Here is a 23,715-nt window from a genome sequence, read left to right as displayed (position 1 = left end):
CCCGACTATGCCGCCGCCCGGCGCGCGCCGATTGTCCGGAATTGCGGTCTTTTTCGGGCCGCCGCGCGCGGCGCCGTGCGCCCGCCTTATACTCGGCCCATCATGAGCCGCTCCCTTTCCGCGCCCCCCGTCGACCACCCCGCCGCCCTGGCCGGCGGCGATCTGCCGTTCGGCCTGCAGTCGGTCTGCCGCACGCTCGCCGACGCGAACGCGACGCTCGAGCGCTTCGCATGGCTCGGCGACCATCTGGCGATCGCCGAATGGACGCGGATCACCGACGAAAGCGAGACGGTCTACGAACAGCCGGGCCACCACACGCTGTCGTGCTACCTCGACGGCGGCTACCGCACGGAACGCCAGCGCGTGCCGCGCTACGGCGCGCCGAGCCTGCTGTGCGCGCTGCCGGGCGACCATGAATCGCGCTGGTGGGTGCGCGGCGAGATGCATTTCATCCACCTGTATTTCCTGCCCGAGCACTTCACGCAGCGCGCGATCCGCGAACTCGACCGCGAGCCGCGCGAGCTGAAGCTTGCCGACCGCACCTATTTCGAGGATGCGCGCGTCGCCGCGCTGCTGCGCTCGCTCGCGCTGGACGGCTGGGACGATGCCGACGAGCGGCTACGCGTGAACGAGACCGCGCACGAGGTGCTGAGCCTGCTGCTGCGCGGGCAGAGCACGACCCGCACCGACACGACGTTCCGCGGCGGCCTCGCGCCGGCCGTGCGCCGCCGTGTGCGCGACTACATCGACACGTACCTGACGCAACCGCTGACGCTCGGCGAACTCGCCGACGTCGCCGCGCTGTCCGAGTATCACTTCTCGCGGATGTTCCGGCTGTCGTTCGGCCGCGCGCCGCACGCGTGGGTGGCCGAGCAACGGCTGGCGCGGGCGCGCGAGCTGCTGCGCACGACGCCGCTGCCGCTCGCGCAGATCGCGGCCGACTGCGGCTATGCGAACGCCGGCCATTTCAGCCATCGCTTTCGCGACGCACACGGCACGACGCCGAATACGTACCGGCGCGCGATGCAGGGCCGCTGAGCGCGGCCCCTTTCCTCGTCTTCCCGCTTACGCGCCGCGCTGCGACAGTTCCTGTTCGAGCGCCGCGACGCCGGCCGGCAGGTCGACCGGCACCTTCAGGTCGACCATCGTGCGGCCGAACGCATGCAGCGTGCGGAACAGGTTGTGTTCGCGGCACTGCTCGCCCATCTGTCCGATCCGTACGATCGGCAAGCCGAACGAGCCCGAAATCTCGACCTGGTAGTGCTTCGAGATATGGCCGCAGACCATCCCCGGCGTGAGCCCTTCCGGCGTCTCGATCCCGACCACCGAATTCAGCCGGCAGTCCTTCGGCGCATAGAGCTTGAGCCCCATCGACTCGACGCCCGCCTGCAGCGCGAGCGAGCAGCGCAGGTGGCGCGCGAAGCGGCTTTCGAGCGTCTCCGCGCAGACGAGCCGCAGCGCCTCGTGCAGCGCGAGCACGCCCGACACGGGCGCCGTGTAGTGATAGCCCGCGTTGTGCCAGAAGTTCTCGGCGAGCGCCATGTCGAGGCACCAGTGCGCATTCGGCTCCGGGCGCCGCTTCATGCGATCCCACGCGGCGTCGGAAAACGCGATCAGCGACACGCCCGGGATCGACGACAGCCCCTTCTGGCCGCCGGTGATCACCGCGTCGATGCCCCACGCGTCCATCTCGAGCGGCATCGTCGACAGCGTGCACACCGCGTCGACCACGACCAGCGCGCCGGCCGCCTTCGCGAGCGCCGCGATGTCGCGCAGGTCGCGGTTCCATACGGTGTTCGACGTCTCGCCCTGCACGATCGTGACGATCTCGGGCCGCTCGCGCGCGATCGCGTCCGCGATCTCGTCGAGGCTCGCGACCGCGCGGTCGGCCACTTCGAGCATCGCGACGTCGGCGCCGACACGCGTGGCCATTTCGGCCATCCGCGCGCTGAAGAAGCCGTTGCGGATCGACAGCACGCGCGTACCGCGCCACGCGAGGTTCGAGATGGCCATTTCCATCGCGGCCGAGCCGGGGCCCGCGACGCCGAGCACCCACTTCGTGCGGGTCTGGAACACGTAGCGCGCCATCTCCTTCACCTGCTCGATGATCTTCGCCATCGTCGCGCCGAGGTGGTTGATCACGATCGTGTTCGCCTTCGCGACGGCGGCCGGGATCGGAACCGGGCCGGCCCCCATCATCAGCAGCGGTTCTTCGGGCAGGATCGCGTCGAGCGGCACGACGACGGGACAGGGAATCGGCGAGTAATCGATGGACATGGCTGGTAAAAGGTGAGGAAAGGAAGTGCACGGACGCCCGCCGCGCTGCATGGCGAACTGAACGATCATTCCGTGTTCCGCCGCCTCGCGCAAGAGGCACGCGCGGCCGGACAGCGCGATGGTGGCCCGGCCGCCGGACCGGGCCAGCCAGCCGTGCGCGGGTCGCACGCCAGTCATCCGGATTGAGAAAGGATTGCCGCCCAGGTTGTGAAACGGTTCCATTCATGCGTCAAGCACACGATTTTCTCCGTCAATAACACCGCGATTCGCCGACATCGCCGCTTCAGCGTGACTTCTGTATCGAACGAAAAAGACCGGATCCGCCCTAAAAATCGCCGCGCGGAATCGGATACGCAAAATTCCCGCACCGCCAAAAAAACATCCATTATTTCAGCATGTATTGGGGTACGCTTCCCTTAAATACCGGAACAAGCCTGCTCGAATAGTTCGCAACCCATTGATTACCATTGGAAATACTCGCATCATCCAAACTTATTCTAATACTGCACCGTCTTTGAACGGCAGGCATGCGAGACAGCGCAACGTTTAGCGCGTTACCCCTGATTTAGATTTTTCGCAACCCGCCCATTTTCACAGGTTGACGGATATCGCTTCTGTATTCAACAATCCTCTGTGGAATCGAGAAAAACGATTTTTCGATACGACGGAAAAACTTGGGGCCGCGCGATGCGCTTTCGAAGGTGCGCGGCGTAAAACCACAACCATAATCAATCAACCGGGCCAGAAATACGCAAGCCATGAACCAGATTCAGACCATGCGTGTATTCGTCTGCGTCGCCGAGCAACAGAGCTTCCGGCGCGCGGCGCACCATCTCGGCGTGTCCAATGCACTCGTCACGCGTTCGATCGCGATGCTCGAGGGCCACCTGAACACCCGGCTGATCCACCGCACCACGCGGAACCTGTCGCTTACCGAGGCCGGCGTGCGCTACCTCGACGGGTGCCGGGCGCTGCTCGAGGAGTTCGACCACCTCGAGTCGTCCGTCGCGCATGCCGTGCGCGAACCGGCCGGCACGCTGCGCGTCGTCGCGTCGGGCCTGCTGTCGCCGCTTGCGCTGACGCCGCTCGTCAGCAGCTTCCGGCACCGCTACCCGGAGTTGCGCGTGCAGCTGACCGTCGCCGAGGCGCCGCTCGACGTGCTCGATTCGGGCTACGACGTGGGCATCGTCACGGGCAACCGGCTCGACGGCAACCCGACGCTGATCGGCCACGCGCTCGCGCCGAACCCGTTCGTCGCGGTCGCGGCGCCGGCCTATCTCGAGCGACGCGGCGAGCCGCGCCTGCCCGACGACCTGCCGGGCCACGACTGGGTCACGCTCGCGCCGCACCAGCATGCGCCGGCGTGGCAACTGGTCGGCCACGACGGCGTCGCGCATTCCGTCACGGTGCGCCCGGCCTGCACGGTCAACCAGCTCGCGCTCGTCCATGCGGCCGCCGTGGCCGGCGCGGGCATCGCGGTGCTGCCCGAGCCGTGCGTCGCCAACGCGCTCGCCAGCGGCACGCTCGTGCGGCTGATGGCCGGCTACCGGATCGACGATCCCGACACGCAGCTGTCGCTCGTCTACCCGAATCGCCAGTACGTGCCGGCCCGCACGCGCAGCTTCGTCGAGCACGCGCTCGATCACTTCAGCGCGCAGCCGCCCCGCGAACGCACCGACTACGGCTTCCTGCGGCCGCCGCGCGGGCCCGACCGCTCCGACATCGTCACGGGGCTGCAGTAAACTGCGCGCGTCAGCCTTCGGAGGTGCAGCGTGCGCGTGATCCTGTTCAGCAGCCGGCAGTACGACGACGATTCGTTTGCCGCCGCCAACCGGCAGTTCGGCTATCGGCTGCACTTCCAGCCGTCGCACCTCGACGCGGAAACCGCGATCCTCGCGCATGGCTATGACGTCGTCTGCCCGTTCGTCAACGACACCGTCGATGCGGCCGTGCTCGAACGGCTGGCGGACGGCGGCACGCGCCTGATCGCGCTGCGCTCGGCGGGCTTCAACCATGTCGACCTGGCCGCCGCCGAGCGGCTCGGCATGACGGTCGTGCGCGTGCCCGCCTATTCACCGCACGCGGTTGCCGAGCACGCGGTCGCGCTGATCCTCGCACTCAACCGCCGCCTGCCGCGCGCCGTCGCGCGCACCCGCGAAGGCGACTTCTCGCTGAACGGCCTGCTCGGCTTCGACCTGCACGGCAAGACCGTCGGCGTGATCGGCACCGGCATCATCGGCAGCGTGTTCGCGAAGATCATGATGGGCTTCGGGATGCACGTGCTCGCGCACTCGGTACCGCCGTACAGCGACGAGCTGATCGCGTTCGGCGCGCGCTATGTCGAGCTCGACGCGTTGCTGCACCACGCCGACATCGTCAGCCTCACTGCCCGCTGCTGCCGTCGACGCACCATCTGATCAACGAACGGACGCTCGCGCGGATGAAGCACGGCGCGATGCTGATCAACACCGGGCGCGGCGGCCTCGTCGATGCGCAGGCGCTGGTCGACGCGCTCAAGAGCGGCCAGCTCGGCCACCTCGGGCTCGACGTGTACGAAGAGGAAAGCGGGCTCTTCTTCGAGGATCACTCCGACCTGCCGCTGCAGGACGACGTGCTCGCCCGCCTGCTGACGTTCCCGAACGTGATCGTCACGTCGCACCAGGCGTTCTTCACGCGCGAGGCGCTCGCCGAGATCGCGCACACCACCCTGCTGAACATCGAGGCGTGGCATGCCGGCACGCCGCAGAACGTCGTGACGGCGAATCGCTGAGAAATCGACGAAACCGGCTCATTTCATGGTTGCCGGCGCGACCGCAATCGTTTGCTTTTGATCAGCGCTGAAAACGCGATCTTTTCCGTCAACAATTCCGCATTTTGTTTCGAATGATGTAACGCGGCCCGCGCGCCGTCTGATATCGTTGCGCCGACGTCATCCCCTGCTTGTGCCGCCCATGCGTTTCGACGACTCCGACATCGCCGCCGTGTACCGCGCCATTTTCGAACGGCGCGACATGCGCCACTTCACGCCGGCGCCCGTCGATCCTGCCGTGCTCGCACGCCTGCTGCGCGCGGCGCATCACGCGCCGAGCGTCGGCTTCATGCAGCCGTGGCGCTTCATCCGCATCACCGATCCGGCGCTGCGCACCGCGATCCATGCGCTGGTCGAGGCCGAGCGCCGCGCGACCGCCGACGCGCTCGGCGAGCGCCAGGACGAATTCATGCGGCTGAAGGTCGAAGGCGTGCGCGAATGCGGCGAGCTGCTGGTCGTCGCGCTCGCCGACGGCCGCGAGCGCCACGTGTTCGGCCGTCGCACGCTGCCGGAGATGGATCTCGCGTCCGCCGCGTGCGCGATCCAGAACATGTGGCTCGCGGCCCGCGCCGAAGGGCTCGGGATGGGCTGGGTATCGCTGTTCGACGTCGACGCGCTGCGCGCGCTGCTGCGGATGCCCGACGGCGCGAAGCCGATCGCCGTGCTGTGCGTCGGGCACGTCGACGCGTTCTACGCGAAGCCGATGCTCGAGCAGGAGCGTTGGGCGGCGCGGATACCGATCGACGCGTGCCTGTTCGAAAACGGCTGGGACGATCCGGCCGCGATCGATGCTGCAGGCTCGCCGTCGGCGCGCGCGGACGTGGCGGACGCGAACGCGGCAATGGCAACCGGCGCCAACCCGGCAAGCGCATCGGCCACAAGCGTCGACGGTTCGCCCGAACGCATCGCGTGACGCGCACCTCGCCGCCGCCACCGTTGCGCCCCCACACATTCAGCGCCGCAATCCCCGCCGAATCCCACACTGTGAGCTTCACGCACACGGCCCCGTCGCACGCCGGCAACACCCGTTTTGGCCCCAAGCATAGGGGTTTTCACTGAAGTAGAATCGCGGCTGTCGTTCGCCTTACCGTCCGCCCGTCCCGCGCATCCTGCGCCCGCCCGAGCGGCGGCTTTTCCCGAGCCTACCGCGATGCCCCTACCTCTTTTCGCCCTCGCCGTCGCCGCGTTTGGAATCGGTACCACCGAGTTCGTGATCATGGGCCTGCTGCCCAATGTCGCCCGCGACCTCGGCGTGTCGATCCCGGCCGCCGGCATGCTCGTGTCGGGCTATGCGCTCGGCGTGACGATCGGCGCGCCGATCCTCGCGATCGTCACCGCGAAGATGCCGCGCAAGCGCGCGCTGATGGGCCTGATCGGCCTGTTCATCGCGGGCAACCTGTTCTGCGCGATCGCGCCGGGCTATGCGGTGCTGATGGCCGCGCGCGTCGTCACCGCGTTCTGCCACGGCGCGTTCTTCGGGATCGGCTCGGTGGTCGCGAGCAACCTGGTCGCACCGAACCGTCGCGCGCAGGCGATCGCGCTGATGTTCACCGGCCTCACCCTCGCGAACGTGCTCGGCGTGCCGCTCGGCACCGCGCTCGGCCAGGCGTACGGCTGGCGCGCCACGTTCTGGGCCGTCACCGGCATCGGTATCGCCGCGGCCGCCGCGCTCGCCGTCTGCCTGCCGAAGAACCTCGCGATGCCCGACACCAGCATCACGCGCGAATTCGGCGTGCTGAAACATCCGCAGGTGCTGATGGTGCTCGGCATCAGCGTGCTCGCATCGGCCAGCCTGTTCAGCGTGTTCACGTACATCACGCCGATCCTCGAAGACGTCACGGGCTTCTCGCCGCGCCAGGTCACTTACGTGCTGCTGCTGTTCGGCCTCGGGCTGACGGTTGGCGGCACGCTCGGCGGCAAGCTCGCCGACTGGCGCCGGATGCCGTCGCTGATCGCGACGCTCGCGCTGATCGGCATCGTCCTCGCGCTGTTCGCAGGCACGATGCACGTGCCGTTCGCCGCGCTCGCGACGATCTTCGTGTGGGGCATCCTCGCGTTCGCGATCGTGCCGCCGCTGCAGATCCTGATCGTCGACCGCGCCAGCGACGCGCCGAACCTCGCGTCGACGCTGAACCAGGGCGCGTTCAACCTCGGCAACGCGACCGGCGCATGGCTCGGCGGGATGGCGATCGGCTCCGGCGTGTCGCTCGTGAACCTGCCGTGGGTCGGCGTCGCGATGGCCGTCGCGGCGCTCGCGCTCACGCTGTGGTCGGCGTCGCTCGAGCGCCGGCCGGTGGCCGTGCCGACCGAGTACGTGTAACGCAACCCTGCCGGAATCGTTGCGCGCACAACGCCACGCGGACCTGATGGCCTTCATGGACCTTTCAAGGTCCGCGGTGTAGCATCCCCGCCGATGAAAGCCATTCTCAATCGTGATTTCCTTGCGCTGATCCTGAGCGTCGCGGTCGTCGGTCTCGGCACCGGCGCCACACTGCCGCTCACCGCGCTCGCGCTGACCGAGGCCGGACACGGCACCAACGTCGTCGGCATGCTGACGGCCGCGCAGGCCCTCGGCGGTCTCGCGATCGTCCCGTTCGTCACCGCGCTCGCGCGACACATCGGCTCGCGCCGCGCGATCGTCGTGTCGGTCGTACTGCTTGCCGCAGCCACCGCGCTGATGCAGTTCACGTCGAACCTGATCCTGTGGGGCGCGCTGCGCGTGCTGTGCGGCGCCGCGCTCATGTTGCTGTTCACGATCGGCGAAGCGTGGGTCAACCAGCTCGCCGACGATTCGACGCGCGGCCGCGTCGTCGCGATCTACGCGACCAATTTCACGCTGTTCCAGATGGCGGGCCCGGTGCTCGTCAGCCAGATCGCCGGTGCGACGAGCATCCGCTTCGCGCTGTGCGGCGCGCTGTTCCTGCTCGCGCTGCCGACGCTCGCGACGATCCGGCGCGCGCCGCTCGCCGGCGACGACGCGCATCACGAAGCGCACGGCCGCTGGCTCGACGTACTGCCGCGCATGCCCGCGCTGATCATCGGCACCGGCTTCTTCGCACTGTTCGACACGCTCGCGCTGTCGCTGCTGCCGCTCTACGCGATGGATCACGGCGTCGCGAGCGCTACCGCCGTGCTGCTCGCGTCGATCATGCTGTTCGGCGATACCGCGATGCAGTTTCCGATCGGCTGGCTCGCGGACAAGCTCGGCCGCGAACGCGTGCACCTCGGCGCGGGCTGGATCGTGCTCGCCGGCCTGCCGCTGCTGCCGCTCGTGATCGCCAATCCGTGGCTGTGCTGGCCGCTGCTGTTCGTGCTCGGCGCGGCGGCCGGCAGCATCTACACGCTGTCGCTCGTCGCGTGCGGCGAACGCTTCCGCGGCGCGGCGCTCGTCACCGCGAGTTCGCTCGTGTCGGCGTCGTGGAGCGCCGCGAGCTTCGGCGGCCCGCTGGTCGCGGGCGCGTTGATGGAGCAACTGGGCAGCAACGCGCTGGTCGGCGTGCTGGTCGTCTGCGTCGCGGCATTCGTCGCCGCCGCGCTGTGGGAGCGACGCACTGCGCTGCAGCGCGCCGTCTGATGCCGGCGCGCGAGCCCACCATGGCGCTCCGCCCAAGCGACGGCGGCGCCAACACGCGCCGCCCGGCCACCGATACGCCGATCGCACCGCAAAAACGACGACGGCCCGCGCAATGCGGGCCGTCGTGCTCACGGACGCGCACCGTTGCGCGTTACGCCTTCAACGCCGGCAGGATCTTGCCGACACACGCGCCGAAGCCGACGCGATAGCCGTCGCCCTGGCCCCATCCGGCGAGCGTGAGCTCGTCGCCGTCCTCGATGAACGCGCGGCTGCCGCCGCCGTTCAGCGCAACCGGCTCCTTGCCGTTCCACGTCAGCTCGAGCAGGCTGCCGAACGAATCCTTCGTCGGCCCGCTGATCGTGCCCGAACCCATCAGGTCGCCCACGCGCGTGTTGCAGCCCGCCACCGTGTGATGCGCGAGCTGCTGCGCCATCGTCCAGTACATGTGCTTGAAGTTCGTACGGCTGATCGTCGTCGCTTCGGCCGCCCCTTCCGCGCGCAGCGTCACTTCGAGCGCGATGTCGAACGCATGCTTGCCCGCGTGCCGCAGATACGCGAGCGGCTGCGGCGACTGCGCCGGCTGCGCGACGCGGAACGGTTCGAGCGCGTCGAGCGTGACGATCCACGGCGAGATCGTCGTCGCGAAGGTCTTCGCGTTGAACGGGCCGAGCGGCACGTATTCCCATTGCTGGATGTCGCGCGCGCTCCAGTCGTTCAGCAGCACCATCCCGAAGATGTGCGCTTCCGCGTCCTCGCACGGGATCGGCTCGCCGAGCGCGTTGCCCCGGCCGACGATGAAGCCCGTCTCCAGTTCGATGTCGAGCTTGCGGCATGCGCCGAACACCGGACGCTCCTGGTCGGGCAGCTTCAGTTGCCCGTTCGGACGCCGCACCGGCGTACCGCTCACGATCACCGACGACGCGCGGCCGTTGTAGCCGATCGGCATCTCCGACCAGTTCGGCAGCAGCGCATTCTTCGGATCGCGGAACATCGAACCGACGTTGGTCGCGTGCTCCTTCGACGAATAGAAATCGGTATAGCCGGGAATCTCGACCGGCAGATGCAGCGTCGCGTCGCGCTGCGCGACGAGCACCTGTGCGCGCAGCGCCGCATCGTCGCGCAGCCGCGCGTTGTCGCGCGAGAAGAGATCCGACAGTTGCACGCGCACGCCGCGCCATGCGTCGCGGCCGAGCGCGATGAACGCGTTCAGCGTCGGTGCGGCGAACACCTCGGCGCCGGGCGGCAGCGTCACGAGGCCCGCGCGGGCGAGCGCCGCGAGGTCGACGATCTGGTCGCCGAGCGCCACGCCTGCACGGCGCGACGCCTGCTTCGCATCGCTGAAGATCCCGAACGGCAGGTTCTGGATCGGGAAATCGCAGGCGGGATCGTTCGCCGTCTCGACCCAGCTCTTGCGGGCCGGGTCGAGCGTCGCGCGCCAGTCTTGGGTATCGCTCATCGTTGCTCCGGGTTGAAGTGTTTCCTGATGCCTTGCCAGCATTCGAAGTAGTCCGCCTGCAGCTGCGCGGTGTCGAGCGCGTAGCGCGTCGGCCGGATCAGCGTGCGGGTTTCGAACATGAACGCCATCGTCGCGTCGACCTTGTGCGGCTTCGTCGTGTCGCTCGCCGACGCCTTCTCGAACGTGTCCGCGTCGGGCCCGTGGCCCGACATGCAGTTGTGCAGGCTCGCGCCGCCCGGTACGAAGCCTTCGGCCTTCGCGTCGTACGCGCCGTACACGAGGCCCATGAATTCGCTCGCGACGTTGCGGTGGAACCAGGGCGGACGGAACGTATCCTCGGCCGCGAGCCAGCGCGGCGGGAAGATCACGAAGTCGATCGTGTCGACGCCCGGCGTGTCGCTCTGCGACTGCAGCACCAGGAAGATCGACGGATCGGGATGGTCGTAGCTGATCGAGCCGATCGTGTTGAACAGGCGCAGGTCGTACTTGTAAGGCGCGTAGTTGCCGTGCCACGCGACGACGTCGAGCGGCGAATGGCCGATGTCCGCGCGCCACAGGCGGCCGTTCAGCTTCGCGATCAGGTCGAACGCGCCTTCGCGGTCTTCGTACGCGGCTTGCGGCGTCAGGAAATCGCGCGGGTTCGCGAGTCCGTTCGAGCCGATCGGGCCGAGATCCGGCAGGCGCAGTTGCGCGCCGAAGTTTTCGCAGATGTAGCCGCGCGCGTCGCCGTCCGGCAGCGTGACGGCAAACCGCACGCCACGCGGGATCACCGCGATCTCGAACGGCTCGACGTCGACCCGGCCGAATTCGGTCGCGATGAACAGCCGCCCCTGCTGCGGCACGATCAGCAGTTCGCCGTCCGCGCTGTAGAAGAAGCGGTCCTGCATCGAGCGGTTCGCCGCATACAGGTGGATCGCACAGCCGTTCATCGCGGCGGCCGAACCGTTGCCGGCCATCGTCACCAGCCCGTCGACGAAATCGGTCGGTTCGACCGGCATCGGCAGCGGATCCCAGCGCAGCTGGTTCGGCGGTGTCGGCGGCACGTCAGCCGAGTCGCCGAATTCCGACACGAGGCGCTGCGGGCCCGCATACGGCTCGAACGGCCGGTGCACGGCCGCCGGGCGGATGCGGTACAGCCACGAGCGGCGGTTGTGGCCGCGCGGCGCGGTAAATGCGGTGCCCGACAGTTGCTCCGCATACAGCCCGTACGGCGCGCGCTGCGGCGAGTTGCGGCCGTGCGGCAGCGCGCCGGGCAGTGCCTCGGTCGCGAATTCGTTCGCAAAACCGCTCTGGTAGCCGGCGGCAGCCGGTTTCGACAGGTCAAGCGTCATCGTTTCCTTTCTCCCTCAATTCATCGCGGCGTTCGGCGCCTGCGCGCCGTTGCGCCGCGTTACTCCGGCCAGTCCGAGGACGAACAGCGCCGAGCACAGCACGGGCACTGCGGCCGCATGGAACAGCGCACCGTTCGACCAGTTGAGCGCAATCAGTTGTCCGCCGACGAGCGGCCCGAGCACCGAGCCGATCCGGCCGATGCCGAGGCTCCAGCCGATGCCCGTCGAGCGCAGCGACGTCGGGTAATACTGGCCCGCGAGCGCGTTCACGGCCGGCTGCCCGCCGACCACGCAGAAGCCGCCCGCGAACACGACCATCAGCAGCCACGGCAGCGCATGCGCGACCGAGCCGATCAGCCCGACCGACACGGCCGCGCACGCGAAGCAGGCGAACAGCACGCGCACGAAGCCGTAGCGTTCGATGAACCAGCCGAGCGACAGCGTGCCGATCACGCCGCCCGTCTGCAGCACCGTGCCGACGATCACCGCCGTGCCCGGCGAATAGCCCGCGTCGCGCATCACGGTCGGCAGCCAGTTCGACAGGAAGTACAGATCGATCAGGTTCATGAAGCTGATCGCCCACAGCAGCAACGTGACCGGCAGGCGGCCGTGGCTGAACAGCTCGGCGACCGGCGCACCGGTCGCGGCGCGCTCGCGCACCACGAGCCGCGTGTTCGCGTCGATGCCCGCCTGCGGCGCGAAATGCGCGAGCCAGTCGCGCGCCTGCGCGACGCGCCCTTTCAGCACCAGGAACTGCAGCGACTCGGGCAGCCGCGCGACCATCGCGACGGTCAGCACGAGCGGCACCGCGCCGCCGACGAAGAACACCGACCGCCAGCCGAGCGCCGGAATCAGCGCGGCGCTGATGAACCCGCCGATCGCCGCACCGAGCGTGAAGCCGCACGACACCATCATCATCCGCTTCACGCGATGCGCGGCCGGGCTGAACTCGCCGACCAGCGCCATCGCGTTCGGCATGATGCAGCCGAGGCCGAGGCCCGTGACGAAGCGCAGCGCCATCAGCACGGGAATCGAGGTTGCGAACGGCGTCGCGAGCATCGTCACCGCGAAGAACAGCGTCGAGCCGATCAGCACCGGGCGCCGCCCGATCCGGTCGGCCAGCACCGACAGCCCAAGCGCGCCGAGCAGCATCCCGAACAGGCTCGCGCTGAACACGGGGCCAAGCGCCTGCTTCGGCACGCCCCATTCGGCGATCACGCTCGGCGCGACGTAGCCCATCGCCTGCGCATCGAAACCGTCGATCACGAGGCACAGGCCGCACAACGCGAGCAGCATCCAGTGAAAGCCCGGGCGACGGGTCTCGTCGATCACGCGCTCGACTTCGAGCACGCGCGCGCCTGCCGGCGCCGCACTCATTGCGCCACCTCGGCGGCCGGATGCACGGGCGGCGTCACGCCCTGGCGCGCGAGCGCCATCGCTTCGCGCAGCACGTCGGCGTCGCCGATCTGGTTCGCGAGCAGCAGGATCAGCTTCGCGTTGACGAGCTGGCTGTCGGCGTCGGACAGATCGCGATGCATGTCGATCAGCGCTTCGTAGAACGCGTCGGGGTCAGCCAGGCGCGGGCGGGTGTCGAGTGGGGGCATGACGGGGTCTCCGATGTCGTTATCGTGTCCAATGCGGTATTCAGCGTGCGCAGGTCGCGCGCGCCAGTGCGTCGGCAAGCGCCTGACGGTCGAGCGTGCGCGTGCGGGCGCAGACATGCTGGTCGGGACGCAGCAGATAGAACGTGCCGGGCTTCGCGTCATAGCGTTGCGAGGCAAAACCGTCGACGTCCTCCACGACGTCGACACCCGCGACCGGCTGCGCGTGCCCGGCCGGCACGACAAGTACGGGCCGCACCGGCGGCGCGAGGCCGTCGACGGCCTGCGCGAGCGCGGCCGCATCGCCCGGCAACCCGAACAGCACGCCGGTGAAGCCGCCGCCCAGGTGCTGCAGCAGCCAGCCCGACACGCCCTGCGCACGCACCGGCGCATCGGCCGCCGCGGCACCCGGCCGCATCGCGCCTGCGAAGGCGTCGCCGTTGCGATCCGGCGTATTGAGCGGCGAATCGGCCAGCACCGCCGGTACCGACAGACGGCCGCTGTTCACGAGCTTGCGCGCGAACTCGCAGTCGCGCGCAAGCTTCAGCGTCGCGTCGCGGAACACGCGCGACACCGGGCTCTTCGGCGTGATGAAGTCGGTCGAGCGCGTCGAGTTGCGGATGTTCTCGTCGGCCGCGAACTCGCGCTCGCTCGCATACGTGTCGAGCAGGCGATCGGCCGAACGGCCGTCGAGCACGAGCTTCAGCTTCCATGCGAGGTTGTCGGCGTCCTGCACGCCGCTGTTCGCGCCGCGCGCGCCGAACGGCGACACGCCGTGCGCGGAATCGCCCGCGAACAGCACGCGGCCATGACGGAACGACGCCATCCGCTGGCAACGGAACGTATAGACGCTCACCCATTCGAGCTCGAACTCGACGTCCGGCCCGAGCAGCGCGCGCACGCGCGGGATCACGCGCTCCGGCTGCTTCTCGGCGACGGGGTCGGCATCCCAGCCGAGCTGGAAGTCGATGCGCCATACGTTGTCGGGCTGGCGATGCAGCAGCACCGATTGATTGGGGTGGAACGGCGGGTCGAACCAGAACCAGCGCTCGGTCGGAAACTCCGCCTTCATCTTCACGTCGGCGATCAGGAAGCGGTCCTTGAACGTGCGGCCGTGGCTTTCGAGGCCCATCATCGTGCGCATCGGGCTGCGCGAGCCGTCGGCCGCGATCACGTACTGCGCGCGCAGCGTCGCGACGCCGTCCGGCGTCTCGATCGTCAGCACCGCGTGTTCGGCCGACTGGTCGATGCCCGTCACCTTGTGCTTCCAGCGGATGTCGATGTTCGGCAGCTCGAACGCACGGTCGGCCAGGTAGCCTTCGACGTAGTACTGCTGCAGGTTGATGAACGCGGGGCGCGCATGCCCTTCCTCGGGCAACAGGTCGAACGCGTACAGCTGTTCGTCCTGCAGGAACACCTTGCCGACGTGCCAGCTCACGCCCTTGTCGACGAAGCGCTCGCCGCAGCCGAGCCGGTCGAAGATCTCGAGCGTGCGCTTCGCGAAGCAGATCGCGCGCGAGCCGGTCGACAGCGTGTCGTCGTCGTCGAGCAGCACGACGGGCACGCCCTGCTGCGCGAGGTCGATCGCGGCCGCGAGGCCCACCGGGCCCGCGCCGACGACGATCACCGGGTGAACGGTCGTGTCCTGCGCGCGCGGACGGTATTCGAACTTCAGCGTCTGGTAATCGATGCTCATGGTCGCCATCCGCCCCTCAGCCCTGCCGGGCGCTCGCCGGCACGCCCGTCATCCCGCTCGTCGCCAGCCGGCGCGTCGCGCCGCTCTCCCGCGTGCAATGCCTGTCAACCGCCACGTCTCGCTCCTTGCTTCCTGTTGATTCGTGAACGGCGCCGTTTCGCGGCGCCCGCATGTCGCATTTCTTGATCGGCGACAAATCCTGGATTTACGAATAGTAAAATCAATTACGAATAGTGAAATTAATGTAAACCCTAGGCGGCGCGTCGAGGACGGGATAACCATATGAACGAAACGCCGAGCCGAGCTTGGCCGGCACTGCTAATATCAAGCTACGAGGCGGCCCGTTCGGCCGCCGTTTTTCCTTCTTACGCCGATGATTCCGCCCACCATTCCCGAGCTGGTCGCCCGTGCCGGGCAACTGCCGTATCTGCGGGATCACCTCGCGCTCGCCGATGGCGGCACCGCCAGCGCGAACCTGCCCGAGCGCACGCTCGGCAGCGCCTACGAACCGATCTACGACGTGACGATGCCCGGTGCGCCGCAATCGACGTCGTTCGCCGACGCAATCGAGCGCTACGGCGACGAGCTCGGCTTCCAGGCCGTCACGGTCGTCACGGGCGCGCCGCACGATCCGGTCGACTCGGCCGTCGACGACCAGACGCTCGTCGCGATCGACCGCCTGTCGCGCGCGCTGCACGCGATCAATTTCTTTGGCGCACAGCGCCATGGGCTGCTGTTCCTGCGCGTGCACGAACGGCTGCTGAAAAGCGTGAAGTACGACCACGGCAAGCATTTCTCGTCGGTGCTGCAGCGCTTCGGGCTGCCGGCCGAGCGGATCGTGATCGAGCTGCCGGCGGTCGCCGTCGCGCACAAGACCTTCCTCGGCTACCTGACGCGCAGCTACCAGCATCACGGTTTCAAGGTCGCGGACAAGCTGCCGGACCCGGGCCGCATCCTCGCGGTCGAATCGGAGATGGCGCGCCCGGACTACATCAAGATGGATGCGGGCATCGCGTTGCGCGACGGGATGGTCAAGGCGCTCGTCGCCTATGCGCAGCGCGTGCGGATTCCGCTGATCTTCGACGGCGTCGTCGACGAAACGCAGTGCGAGCTGCTGCGCCAGCACGACGTGCGGTTCATGCAGGGGCCCGTGTTTGCGAAGGTCGTGACGGCCTGAAGACGGGTATGACCGTTCGCCTGACAGCGGGCCCGACGATCGGGCGTCAACGCACCGCGTCGTGCGCGGGAGAAGCCGCGTGCCGGCGGGTAGATTCGCCCGGCACGTTTCGGCAGGTGTATGCGGAACCGGAACGCTTGCGCGGCCCGTCGCGCGAGGCCGGGCGGCGCGTTATCCGCGGTGCCGAAAGACGGAACGCGTTGGAACTGCCCGCGCGTCCAATATCGGGGAGTCGATACGGACGGGCGCGCCTAGTCCCGCCCGCCATCGTCGTACTTCGGCAGATCGTCGTCGATCTCGATGCCCGGAAAGCGATCCCCGTACCAGACGTGCCAGCCAGGGCGCAGCCGCGACGGCTCGTCGAGCGTCGCGTAATTGATCTCGACCGTTCTGGGTGCCTCGGTAAGCCGGTATTCGAGCTGCGCGCCGCACCGATTGCAGAAACGCCGCTCGCCCCACGCGCTCGACGCATAGACCGTCGGCTCGCCATGCAGGTACGTGAAAGCGTCGATCGGCACCGACGCCGATGCGACGACCGCCGCGCCGGTCGTGCGCTGGCAGAGCCGGCAGTGGCAAAAGCCGGCGTCGGCCGGAACATGGGTGATCCGGTACCGGATCGCCCCACATGCGCATCCGCCTTCCATCGGTTCTGCGTGAGACATGGCCATCCTCTGCGTGAATGAGCTGGCGAACGATCATGCGCGCGGTTCGCCCGCGGCACAACCCGCGGTGGCGGTGCCACCTCGTCCGCTACCGCCCGCCCCTGCTACCGGCAACCGAGCCCGTAGCGCCCGCCGCGTGGCTCAGGCCGTCTGCCCGAGGCGCTGCGCGAGCGCCTTCAGTTTCGGCCCGACCTGCGTCCGGAACACGTCCTCGTCCATCGACGATGCCGGGCCGCTGCAGCTCAGGATCAGCCAGCGCCCCTCGCGCGGCTCGCGAAACGGTACGGCCGCCGCGTTGACGTCCATGTGCCACGCCCGGAACGAATAGCAACAGCCGCCCGCCGAGAACTCGGCCACCGCCTGCTGCGCGGCGACGACGAGCGCATCGGCATCGGCCGCGCCGCCGGCCGCCCGATGCAGCTCCGCATAAAGCGCGCGGCGCACGTCCTCCGGTTGCACGGCCAGGTACGCGCGCCCCATCGAGCTCGTCAGCATCGACAGCCGCGAGCCGGGCGCGAGCCCGAGCGTCAGCGCGGTCTCGCTGCGGATCGTCTCCAGATAGATCATGTCGAGCCCGTCGCGGCAGCCGAGCGACACGGCCGCGCCGATGTCGCGCGCGAGCGCCTGCATGTGCGGCCGCGCGAGGTCGATCGTCCCCGAGCCCGACAGCAGCGCGTAGCCGAGCGATAGCACGCCGGCGTCGAGCGCATACTTTCCAAGTGTCTCGTCGTAGCGCAGGTAGCCGAGCACGGTCAGCGTATAGGCGAGCCGGTTCACGGTCGCCTTCGGCAGTCCGGTGCGCTCCGCGAAGTCGCGGTTGCCGAGCATCGTCTCCCCGGGCCGGAATGCACGCAGCAGGTCGAGCCCGCGCGCGAGCGCGACGACGAACTTGCGTTCGTCAATCGTGGTTTCGTCGATGGTTGAAAGTGTCATCTGGTGCTACACTGGGTTCGATTTGCAAAACATTGTTCCGCACAGCGGAACTTCAGTCAAGCAAACTCTCAGGCATGGAACCCGGCTGAATCAGGGACCGACCGCAAGGCATGGGATCCGGGCAAGCGCTGAAGCGCCAACTCGGATCGACCGCAAAGCATGGGGCCCGAGTAAGCGCTGAAGCGCCAACTCGGGTCGACAGGAGATGAGACGATGAGTGCTGCTACTTTTCATTGGGACGATCCGCTGCTGCTCGACCAGCAACTGACCGAAGAAGAGCGGATGGTGCGCGATGCCGCGCAGGCGTACGCGCAGGACAAGCTCGCACCGCGCGTCACCGAAGCGTTCCGCCACGAACGCACCGACGCCGAAATCTTCCGCGAGATGGGCGAAATCGGCCTGCTCGGCCCGACCATTCCGGAGGAATACGGCGGCCCCGGCCTCAATTACGTGAGCTACGGGTTGATCGCGCGCGAAGTCGAGCGCGTCGACTCGGGCTACCGGTCGATGATGTCCGTGCAGTCGTCGCTCGTGATGGTCCCGATCCACGAATTCGGCTCCGACGCGCAGAAGCAGAAATACCTGCCGAAGCTCGCCACCGGCGAATGGATCGGCTGCTTCGGGCTGACCGAGCCGAACCACGGCTCCGATCCGGGCAGCATGGTCACCCGCGCAAAGAAGGTGCCCGGCGGCTACTCGCTGTCCGGCGCGAAGATGTGGATCACGAACTCGCCGATCGCCGACGTATTCGTCGTGTGGGCGAAGCTGGAAGAGAACGGCAAGGACGCGATCCGCGGCTTCATCCTCGAGAAAGGCTGGAAGGGCCTGTCGGCGCCCGCGATCCACGGCAAGGTCGGGCTGCGCGCATCGATCACCGGCGAAATCGTCCTCGACGAGGTGTTCGTGCCGGAAGAGAACCTGATGCCGAACGTGAGCGGCCTGCGCGGCCCGTTCACGTGCCTGAACTCGGCCCGCTACGGGATCGCATGGGGCGCACTCGGCGCCGCCGAGTCCTGCTGGCACACCGCGCGCCAGTACGTGCTAGACCGCCAGCAGTTCGGCCGGCCGCTCGCCGCGAACCAGCTGATCCAGAAGAAGCTCGCGGACATGCAGACCGAAATCACGCTCGGCCTGCAAGGCGTGCTGCGCCTCGGCCGGATGAAGGACGAAGGCACGGCGGCCGTCGAGATCACGTCGATCATGAAGCGCAACTCGTGCGGCAAGGCACTCGACATCGCACGGCTCGCGCGCGACATGCTCGGCGGCAACGGTATCTCCGACGAATTCGGCGTCGCGCGCCACCTCGTGAACCTCGAAGTGGTCAACACGTACGAAGGCACGCACGACATCCACGCGCTGATCCTCGGCCGCGCGCAGACGGGCATCCAGGCATTCTTCTGATCGCCCGGATACGGCGTGCGCGGCAGCCACGCCGCGCACGTGCAAAAGACACGGCCCGCCCGGCATGACTGCCGGGCGGGCCGTTTTTCATCCGATCCGCGCGCCGGGCCGCCGGCCCGGTATCGCGCTCATCTGCAGCCGATGCTTACTTGTTCGGCTGCGGCGTGAGACGCAGATACGGACGCACCGCGTTGAAGCCCTTCGGGAAGCGCTTCTTCAGCTCTTCCGGATCCTGCAGCGACGGGACGATCACGACGTCGTCGCCATCCTTCCAGTTGCCGGGCGTCGCGACCTTGTAGTTGTCGGTCAGCTGCAGCGAGTCGATCACGCGCAGCACTTCGTCGAAGTTGCGCCCCGTGCTGGCCGGGTACGTGATGGTGAGTCGCACCTTCTTGTTCGGGTCGATCACGAACAGCGAACGCACCGTCAGCGTTTCGTTCGCGTTCGGGTGGATCATGTCGTACAACTGCGAAACCTTGCGGTCCGCATCGGCGATGATCGGGAAACCGACGACCGTCGACTGCGTTTCGTTGATGTCGTTGATCCAGCCCTTGTGCGACTCGACACCGTCGACCGACAGCGCGATCACTTTGACGTTGCGCTTCTCGAATTCGCCCTTCAGCTTCGAGGTCAGCCCGAGTTCGGTCGTGCACACCGGCGTGTAGTCGGCCGGATGGGAGAACAGGACACCCCAGCCGTCGCCCAGCCACTCGTGAAACTTGATCGGGCCCAGGCTCGATTCCTGCTCGAAATCCGGTGCGATGTCGCCAAGACGCAGACTCATGATGTTCCCTCCTCGAACGATGCTGGTTGAAACCGCGCGCAGGTCGGCGCGGGAAAGTGTGTCAGCTTACGGGAAGCAATGGGGCAAGCGAACGATTATTCCGTTTGATATTCATACTTTTTTGTCATTTTTGCCCGGTGCCGGTGCCGGACGGACGGCCACGCGGGAAACTTTTCACCCCGTTTGCCGCTCTGTTGATGATTACAAGTCGTTTACCATGCGGTCTTGCACTGCCGTCGTGTGTGTTCCCGGCTCGCCAGCAGGCAGGCGTTTCGTTACGATGTGAACCTGCAGCATGACAGCACGAAGGGAGTTGCAATGTCGGAAATCAACAAGGAGAAACTGATGTCGGATATCAAAACCGTTCTCTCGGACGCTGAAGACCTGCTCAAGCAAGCTGCGAGCAGCACGGGCGACCGTGCGGCCGAGCTGCGCGAGAAAGCCATGTCGCGCCTGAAGCAGGCCAAGGAAAAGGCAGCCGACGTCCAGGTCGTGGTGGTCGAGAAAGGCAAGAAGGCCGCACGCGCGACCGACGATTACGTGCACGAGCATCCGTGGACGTCGATCGGCGTCGCCGCCGGCGTCGGCGTGCTGATCGGCCTGCTGATCAACCGCAAGTAACGCGCTCTGCGCCGTTTCGTCCCGTTGGCCGCGTCGCGCGGCCTGCGGGCGTCGAAGCCAGCCGGCGGTTTCCGCCGGCCGGCTTTGTCCTAGCTGCACACTGCACGCGTACGCACCTCACCCATGACGACAGACACCACCTCGCAGCCGTCCGCCCAAGGACCGCTGCGCCGCCTCGTCGGCTCCGCGATCGGACTTCTGCAAACGCGCCTCGAACTGGTGGGCATCGAGCTTGCCGAGGAAAAGGAGCGCCTGATGGGCGTGCTGTTCCTCGGGCTCGCCGCGATGATGCTTGCGACGATGGCACTCATCAGCCTGACCGTACTCGTCGCGATCGCGTTCTGGGATACCTATCGCTGGCAGTCGCTCGCGGTGATCACTGCACTCTATGCAGCAGGCGGGATCGTGTGCGCACTGAAGGCCCGCACCGGCCTGCGCGACGCCCCGACCGTATTCGAGGCGACGCTCGCCGAACTCGAGAAAGACCGCGAACTGTTCCGCGGCAAGCCGTGAACGCAGTCGCGCTCACCCCTCCCACCTACTTCGCCGACGCGCCATGAGCCAGAACATCACGGGCAATTCACCCCGCTCCCATTCGTCGCGATCGAACTGGAGCGCGTCGCAGCATCGCGCGCTCCGCAAGGAACTGCTGATCCTGCGATCCGAAGTCGAGCGGCTCGAGCTCGCGGAAGCCGCCGGCGAAATGCGCCAGGCCGTCACGCGCTTCAGCTGGCTCAAGGTGTTCATCCCCGGCCTGTCCAGCAACAAGTTCAGCCAGTCTGCCAAGAACCTGAACGCGAGCCTCGGCCAGCTCGTCAACCAGTATCCGATGCTGAGCTCGCTCGCATCGCTCGTGCTCGCAAAACCCGTTCGCTCGCTGCTGCGCGCGAGCGCGGGGCCCGCGCTGAAGTGGGGCACCCTCGGTTTCGCGGCATGGGAGGTCTACCGGATCTGGAAGCAGTCCCGCGACGAGCGCGGGCTCGACACGCACGACGACTGACCGTCGGCATCCTGCGCGCACACGGCCAAGCGCCGTGTGCGCACTTTCCCTCCGAACTCAACGCGCACCCCAGCACGCCGCGACCTGTCCGTCGGCGCCATCGCTCCGTACGTTGCCTTTCGTCCCGTCCGAGCGCAGCGTGAATGCACCGCACGCATCGTCGTGCATCGGGCCCGTGTCGACCGGGATTGCTTCCAGTTCGTAACTCACCGGCGAATCGCCGCCGTCCGGCCGCCTGAGCGCCAATCGATAGATCGCGCGCCCGTTCGGCGGCGCTTGCGTGAGCGCCATCGGCAATGCCGAAGGCGGCACACCGTCCAGTGTTTCGAGATATTGGGCCGCCCGGTACAACGCGCTGACCGCCGACGCGCGATGTACGCGCACAACATGCTCGCGATACGACGGGATGCCCCACGCGGCCAGCACTGCGACGATCGCGAGCACGATCATCAGCTCGATCAACGTGAATCCCGCCGAGCGGTACACGGACGTGCGACCGCTCATCGAAGCGCCGTCGCGACGCGACGCCAGTGCAAGGCGACGATGTGTCCGTCGCGGATCGCGACCTGATGCTGCAGCCAGACGGCGCTCGATGCATGCGCACCCACGCCACGCGCGGTGACGACGTAGGCGCGGCCGCCGGCCGGCCCTGCTCCGCGCCACGCTTCGATCAGGCATCGAGGCGGTTGCGCAGCCATCGGCCATCCGGCGAACGGCGCGAACGCTTCGGCGGCCGCCAGCGCCGGCATACGCCGCCACGCGTCGGGCTCCGCGTGCGATTCGCCTTCGCTCATGTACGCCGCCGCCCCCCGGCGCAATCGCGCGGTACACGCCGCAAGCGCGGCATCGGCCGCGTGGAATGCGACCAGCCGGTCGGACAACGCGCGCGTGCGGCGCGATTCCGTCAGTGCGGCTTCGAACCACGTGCCTGTCAATGCCGCCACCGCCGCGCCAACCGCGATCACCGCGGGCAATGCAAGGCCCGCTTCGCGACGCCGAGCGCGGACGGCTGACCGCGATCGTATGTGCGGCGCTTGCCGGCTCGCCATCAGGACTTTCGCACCTGCAGCCTGCCGCAGATCGTCAGCGCTCGTTTCGCTTCGCTCATGCCTGTTGCGTGTCGCGACGCATCGCGACCTCTCCCGCGCATACTGCCCCGCTCCGTTCATCGCAACACCTCGCGTTCATCGATCGCATCGCGCGACGGACCGTCGAACGCGCGCACGGCATTCCTCAGCGCGACGATGCGATCGAGCGTCAGACGCGCGCGGCCGTCTTGCGCAACGACAGTGCGGCCGTCGCAATCGACATGCCGCACCGGCGCGCCCGCCAGTTCGCCGCGCGCCCGCACGCAGACATGCACGGCCACGACATCGCGCCAGTCGTCACCGCGCAATGCATCGGCATCGACGAACTGCGTGCCGCCGTGGCGAAGATAGCGCACCCGCAACTGATCGATTCCCGACACGGCCGGCTGCGGCGTACCCGGACGGCCGTTTCCTTCGCAATACAGCTCAGGCTCGCCCGTCGATGGACTGGTGTGCACATCGAAGCGGTTCTCCACCGGCGCACGTTCGCCGGACACGCCGACACCCTGCCCGAGGCAATCCGACACCTGGCCGCCAACGGTGGGCCACGTCGACACGGCGTCGCCGACGTAGCGGATCAGCAGCGCGTCCGACGCAATGCGCACGGGCTCGCACCGGACCTGTGCGCCATCGCCCCTCACGCGCGCCATCGAACAGCCGAACACCGGCGGCAACGACGACATCGCTTCCGCATCGAGCGGCCGGAATCCTGCCATCTGGATCTGCTGGCCAATCAGCATCAATGCGGTGCCGGCCGCATCGCGCATCCGGAACCCGTCGTCCGCGCGCCGCTGTGCGATGAGCTGCGCGTGGTACAGCGCACCGGCCGCCGCAAGCACGAGCAGACCGACGGTCATCGCAATCAACACTTCAAGCAGCGTATGCGCACGCATGCGGCAATCAGCGTGCATCGGCATCAGCCTCCCGATACGGAATCCGGACGCACGATGGCGGTTGCACCGACCTGCCCGCCGCGTCGCATCGCGGCCCGCTAGCCGCATTGCCGCCTTGCCAGCCGACAACCGCGTAGCGGACGCCACCCGGCCCGTCACCGTGCAACATCGCGCCGCCGGGCAGCGACGCCGCGGCCCGCGCCGCGAGGCCATCGTCGGCCTGCGCGGCCACGCGCAGGCGCTCGATACGCGCATCGGCCATCCACAGCGCGCGTTCGCGCCAGATCGTCGCGCGCTGCGCACGCGCCATCGCAAGCTGGCTGCCCGCCACGGCCAGCATCACGGTCGCGAGCAGCGCGATGGCCAGCATCGCTTCGATCAGCGACGTGCCGCGCATGGCGTTGCGCATGGC

General features: G+C 67.9%; 24 protein-coding genes and 1 pseudogene. 11 read left to right on the top strand and 14 right to left on the bottom strand.

The window, feature by feature from the left end; all coding sequences use genetic code 11:
• Positions 1–102: 102 nt before the first annotated feature.
• Positions 103–1,038, top strand: coding sequence for an AraC family transcriptional regulator (locus HWX36_RS33025; RefSeq protein ID WP_175957965.1), 936 nt, complete (start codon positions 103–105; stop codon positions 1,036–1,038).
• Positions 1,039–1,065: 27 nt separating this feature from the next.
• Here HWX36_RS33025 and HWX36_RS33020 read toward each other — a convergent pair whose 3' ends face one another.
• Together HWX36_RS33020 and HWX36_RS33015 are read right to left on the bottom strand one after the other, a co-directional pair.
• Positions 1,066–2,277, bottom strand: a complete 1,212-nt coding sequence (locus tag HWX36_RS33020; protein WP_175957964.1) for an alanine--glyoxylate aminotransferase family protein — start codon at positions 2,275–2,277, stop codon at positions 1,066–1,068.
• 565 nt (positions 2,278–2,842) lie between these two features.
• The gene (locus tag HWX36_RS33015) at positions 2,843–3,037 is read right to left on the bottom strand and encodes a hypothetical protein (RefSeq protein WP_175957963.1); all 195 of its coding nucleotides are present in this window, start codon (positions 3,035–3,037) and stop codon (positions 2,843–2,845) included.
• Between HWX36_RS33015 and HWX36_RS33010 the strand changes: the two genes are divergently transcribed.
• The 5 genes and pseudogenes from HWX36_RS33010 to HWX36_RS32990 all read left to right on the top strand — a co-directional run bounded on the left by HWX36_RS33010 (position 3,036) and on the right by HWX36_RS32990 (position 8,660).
• Positions 3,036–4,019: a LysR family transcriptional regulator gene (locus HWX36_RS33010; protein ID WP_175957962.1), complete on the top strand. Its 984-nt coding sequence runs from the start codon at positions 3,036–3,038 to the stop codon at positions 4,017–4,019. The genes HWX36_RS33015 and HWX36_RS33010 overlap by 2 nt on opposite strands.
• A 30-nt stretch (positions 4,020–4,049) precedes the next feature.
• Positions 4,050–5,047, top strand: a pseudogene (locus tag HWX36_RS33005) (2-hydroxyacid dehydrogenase).
• 181 nt (positions 5,048–5,228) lie between these two features.
• Positions 5,229–5,999, top strand: a complete 771-nt coding sequence (gene bluB, locus HWX36_RS33000) for a 5,6-dimethylbenzimidazole synthase (RefSeq protein ID WP_175957961.1) — start codon at positions 5,229–5,231, stop codon at positions 5,997–5,999.
• Positions 6,000–6,236: 237 nt separating this feature from the next.
• Complete coding sequence (locus HWX36_RS32995; protein ID WP_175957960.1) at positions 6,237–7,406, top strand: MFS transporter; 1,170 nt, start codon at positions 6,237–6,239, stop codon at positions 7,404–7,406.
• A gap of 93 nt (positions 7,407–7,499) precedes the next feature.
• Positions 7,500–8,660, top strand: a complete 1,161-nt coding sequence (locus HWX36_RS32990; RefSeq protein WP_175957959.1) for an MFS transporter — start codon at positions 7,500–7,502, stop codon at positions 8,658–8,660.
• 151 nt (positions 8,661–8,811) lie between these two features.
• Here HWX36_RS32990 and fahA read toward each other — a convergent pair whose 3' ends face one another.
• Genes fahA through HWX36_RS32965 form a run of 5 tightly spaced genes read right to left on the bottom strand, consistent with a single transcriptional unit; the run spans position 8,812 to position 14,753 of the window.
• Entirely contained in the window at positions 8,812–10,116 is a 1,305-nt protein-coding gene (fahA, locus tag HWX36_RS32985; RefSeq protein ID WP_175957958.1) for a fumarylacetoacetase, read from the bottom strand.
• Positions 10,113–11,447 (bottom strand): homogentisate 1,2-dioxygenase, encoded by a 1,335-nt coding sequence (gene hmgA, locus HWX36_RS32980; protein WP_175957957.1) that lies wholly within the window; start codon positions 11,445–11,447, stop codon positions 10,113–10,115. The genes fahA and hmgA overlap by 4 nt, the downstream gene beginning before the upstream one ends.
• Before the next feature lie 15 nt (positions 11,448–11,462).
• Positions 11,463–12,824 carry an MFS transporter gene (locus tag HWX36_RS32975; protein ID WP_175957956.1) on the bottom strand — a complete coding sequence of 454 codons (1,362 nt, stop codon included), beginning with the start codon at positions 12,822–12,824 and terminating at the stop codon, positions 11,463–11,465.
• The gene (locus tag HWX36_RS32970; protein WP_071334001.1) at positions 12,821–13,051 is read right to left on the bottom strand and encodes a DUF2783 domain-containing protein; all 231 of its coding nucleotides are present in this window, start codon (positions 13,049–13,051) and stop codon (positions 12,821–12,823) included. The genes HWX36_RS32975 and HWX36_RS32970 overlap by 4 nt, the downstream gene beginning before the upstream one ends.
• A gap of 40 nt (positions 13,052–13,091) precedes the next feature.
• Positions 13,092–14,753 carry an FAD-dependent oxidoreductase gene (locus tag HWX36_RS32965; RefSeq protein ID WP_175957955.1) on the bottom strand — a complete coding sequence of 554 codons (1,662 nt, stop codon included), beginning with the start codon at positions 14,751–14,753 and terminating at the stop codon, positions 13,092–13,094.
• A gap of 364 nt (positions 14,754–15,117) precedes the next feature.
• Between HWX36_RS32965 and HWX36_RS32960 the strand changes: the two genes are divergently transcribed.
• Positions 15,118–15,921: an EAL domain-containing protein gene (locus HWX36_RS32960; protein ID WP_175957954.1), complete on the top strand. Its 804-nt coding sequence runs from the start codon at positions 15,118–15,120 to the stop codon at positions 15,919–15,921.
• Positions 15,922–16,172: 251 nt separating this feature from the next.
• Here the strand turns inward: HWX36_RS32960 and HWX36_RS32955 are convergent, their stop codons facing one another.
• Together HWX36_RS32955 and HWX36_RS32950 are read right to left on the bottom strand one after the other, a co-directional pair.
• A complete protein-coding gene (locus tag HWX36_RS32955; RefSeq protein WP_175957953.1) occupies positions 16,173–16,583 on the bottom strand; it encodes a GFA family protein in 411 nt (136 codons plus the stop codon).
• A gap of 141 nt (positions 16,584–16,724) precedes the next feature.
• A complete protein-coding gene (locus tag HWX36_RS32950; RefSeq protein WP_175957952.1) occupies positions 16,725–17,516 on the bottom strand; it encodes an IclR family transcriptional regulator in 792 nt (263 codons plus the stop codon).
• A gap of 213 nt (positions 17,517–17,729) precedes the next feature.
• Here HWX36_RS32950 and HWX36_RS32945 point away from each other — a divergent pair, with 213 nt between their 5' ends.
• Positions 17,730–18,917, top strand: a complete 1,188-nt coding sequence (locus HWX36_RS32945; RefSeq protein ID WP_175957951.1) for an acyl-CoA dehydrogenase — start codon at positions 17,730–17,732, stop codon at positions 18,915–18,917.
• Positions 18,918–19,062: 145 nt separating this feature from the next.
• Here HWX36_RS32945 and HWX36_RS32940 read toward each other — a convergent pair whose 3' ends face one another.
• Positions 19,063–19,701 (bottom strand): peroxiredoxin, encoded by a 639-nt coding sequence (locus HWX36_RS32940; RefSeq protein ID WP_011351087.1) that lies wholly within the window; start codon positions 19,699–19,701, stop codon positions 19,063–19,065.
• Between the two features lie 318 nt (positions 19,702–20,019).
• Between HWX36_RS32940 and HWX36_RS32935 the strand changes: the two genes are divergently transcribed.
• The 3 genes from HWX36_RS32935 to HWX36_RS32925 all read left to right on the top strand — a co-directional run bounded on the left by HWX36_RS32935 (position 20,020) and on the right by HWX36_RS32925 (position 21,322).
• Positions 20,020–20,322 (top strand): YqjD family protein, encoded by a 303-nt coding sequence (locus HWX36_RS32935; RefSeq protein ID WP_006494044.1) that lies wholly within the window; start codon positions 20,020–20,022, stop codon positions 20,320–20,322.
• A 123-nt stretch (positions 20,323–20,445) separates the two neighbouring features.
• Positions 20,446–20,835, top strand: a complete 390-nt coding sequence (locus HWX36_RS32930; RefSeq protein ID WP_175957950.1) for a phage holin family protein — start codon at positions 20,446–20,448, stop codon at positions 20,833–20,835.
• Between the two features lie 43 nt (positions 20,836–20,878).
• Positions 20,879–21,322: a DUF3318 domain-containing protein gene (locus HWX36_RS32925; protein WP_085039559.1), complete on the top strand. Its 444-nt coding sequence runs from the start codon at positions 20,879–20,881 to the stop codon at positions 21,320–21,322.
• A gap of 57 nt (positions 21,323–21,379) precedes the next feature.
• Here the strand turns inward: HWX36_RS32925 and HWX36_RS32920 are convergent, their stop codons facing one another.
• From HWX36_RS32920 to HWX36_RS32905, 4 genes are all read right to left on the bottom strand, one after another.
• The gene (locus HWX36_RS32920; protein WP_175957949.1) at positions 21,380–21,826 is read right to left on the bottom strand and encodes a type IV pilin protein; all 447 of its coding nucleotides are present in this window, start codon (positions 21,824–21,826) and stop codon (positions 21,380–21,382) included.
• Entirely contained in the window at positions 21,823–22,284 is a 462-nt protein-coding gene (locus HWX36_RS32915) for a hypothetical protein (protein ID WP_175957994.1), read from the bottom strand. The genes HWX36_RS32920 and HWX36_RS32915 overlap by 4 nt, the downstream gene beginning before the upstream one ends.
• Before the next feature lie 203 nt (positions 22,285–22,487).
• Positions 22,488–23,327 (bottom strand): PilW family protein, encoded by an 840-nt coding sequence (locus HWX36_RS32910; RefSeq protein WP_175957948.1) that lies wholly within the window; start codon positions 23,325–23,327, stop codon positions 22,488–22,490.
• The gene (locus tag HWX36_RS32905) at positions 23,311–23,712 is read right to left on the bottom strand and encodes a hypothetical protein (RefSeq protein WP_244136587.1); all 402 of its coding nucleotides are present in this window, start codon (positions 23,710–23,712) and stop codon (positions 23,311–23,313) included. The genes HWX36_RS32910 and HWX36_RS32905 overlap by 17 nt, the downstream gene beginning before the upstream one ends.
• Positions 23,713–23,715: the final 3 nt, after the last annotated feature.

The organism is Burkholderia sp. BCC0405, assembly GCF_902833075.1.
In the GTDB taxonomy this organism is placed as follows: Bacteria; Pseudomonadota; Gammaproteobacteria; order Burkholderiales; family Burkholderiaceae; genus Burkholderia.
The sequence above is the reverse complement of the archived record's forward strand: the minus strand, read 5'-3'. Positions and strand labels throughout refer to the sequence as shown.

Excerpts from the sequence above, each read along its gene's own strand:
- HWX36_RS33025 (WP_175957965.1), top strand. The coding sequence starts at position 103 with ATGAGCCGCTCCCTTTCCGCGCCCCCCGTCGACCACCCCGCCGCCCTG.
- HWX36_RS33020 (WP_175957964.1), bottom strand. The coding sequence starts at position 2,277 with ATGTCCATCGATTACTCGCCGATTCCCTGTCCCGTCGTCGTGCCGCTC.
- HWX36_RS33010 (WP_175957962.1), top strand. The coding sequence starts at position 3,036 with ATGAACCAGATTCAGACCATGCGTGTATTCGTCTGCGTCGCCGAGCAA.
- HWX36_RS33015 (WP_175957963.1), bottom strand. The coding sequence starts at position 3,037 with ATGGCTTGCGTATTTCTGGCCCGGTTGATTGATTATGGTTGTGGTTTT.
- bluB (WP_175957961.1), top strand. The coding sequence starts at position 5,229 with ATGCGTTTCGACGACTCCGACATCGCCGCCGTGTACCGCGCCATTTTC.
- HWX36_RS32995 (WP_175957960.1), top strand. The coding sequence starts at position 6,237 with ATGCCCCTACCTCTTTTCGCCCTCGCCGTCGCCGCGTTTGGAATCGGT.
- HWX36_RS32990 (WP_175957959.1), top strand. The coding sequence starts at position 7,500 with ATGAAAGCCATTCTCAATCGTGATTTCCTTGCGCTGATCCTGAGCGTC.
- fahA (WP_175957958.1), bottom strand. The coding sequence starts at position 10,116 with ATGAGCGATACCCAAGACTGGCGCGCGACGCTCGACCCGGCCCGCAAG.
- hmgA (WP_175957957.1), bottom strand. The coding sequence starts at position 11,447 with ATGACGCTTGACCTGTCGAAACCGGCTGCCGCCGGCTACCAGAGCGGT.
- HWX36_RS32975 (WP_175957956.1), bottom strand. The coding sequence starts at position 12,824 with ATGAGTGCGGCGCCGGCAGGCGCGCGCGTGCTCGAAGTCGAGCGCGTG.
- HWX36_RS32970 (WP_071334001.1), bottom strand. The coding sequence starts at position 13,051 with ATGCCCCCACTCGACACCCGCCCGCGCCTGGCTGACCCCGACGCGTTC.
- HWX36_RS32965 (WP_175957955.1), bottom strand. The coding sequence starts at position 14,753 with ATGGCGACCATGAGCATCGATTACCAGACGCTGAAGTTCGAATACCGT.
- HWX36_RS32960 (WP_175957954.1), top strand. The coding sequence starts at position 15,118 with ATGATTCCGCCCACCATTCCCGAGCTGGTCGCCCGTGCCGGGCAACTG.
- HWX36_RS32955 (WP_175957953.1), bottom strand. The coding sequence starts at position 16,583 with ATGTCTCACGCAGAACCGATGGAAGGCGGATGCGCATGTGGGGCGATC.
- HWX36_RS32950 (WP_175957952.1), bottom strand. The coding sequence starts at position 17,516 with ATGACACTTTCAACCATCGACGAAACCACGATTGACGAACGCAAGTTC.
- HWX36_RS32945 (WP_175957951.1), top strand. The coding sequence starts at position 17,730 with ATGAGTGCTGCTACTTTTCATTGGGACGATCCGCTGCTGCTCGACCAG.
- HWX36_RS32940 (WP_011351087.1), bottom strand. The coding sequence starts at position 19,701 with ATGAGTCTGCGTCTTGGCGACATCGCACCGGATTTCGAGCAGGAATCG.
- HWX36_RS32935 (WP_006494044.1), top strand. The coding sequence starts at position 20,020 with ATGTCGGAAATCAACAAGGAGAAACTGATGTCGGATATCAAAACCGTT.
- HWX36_RS32930 (WP_175957950.1), top strand. The coding sequence starts at position 20,446 with ATGACGACAGACACCACCTCGCAGCCGTCCGCCCAAGGACCGCTGCGC.
- HWX36_RS32925 (WP_085039559.1), top strand. The coding sequence starts at position 20,879 with ATGAGCCAGAACATCACGGGCAATTCACCCCGCTCCCATTCGTCGCGA.
- HWX36_RS32920 (WP_175957949.1), bottom strand. The coding sequence starts at position 21,826 with ATGAGCGGTCGCACGTCCGTGTACCGCTCGGCGGGATTCACGTTGATC.
- HWX36_RS32910 (WP_175957948.1), bottom strand. The coding sequence starts at position 23,327 with ATGCCGATGCACGCTGATTGCCGCATGCGTGCGCATACGCTGCTTGAA.
- HWX36_RS32905 (WP_244136587.1), bottom strand. The coding sequence starts at position 23,712 with ATGCGCAACGCCATGCGCGGCACGTCGCTGATCGAAGCGATGCTGGCC.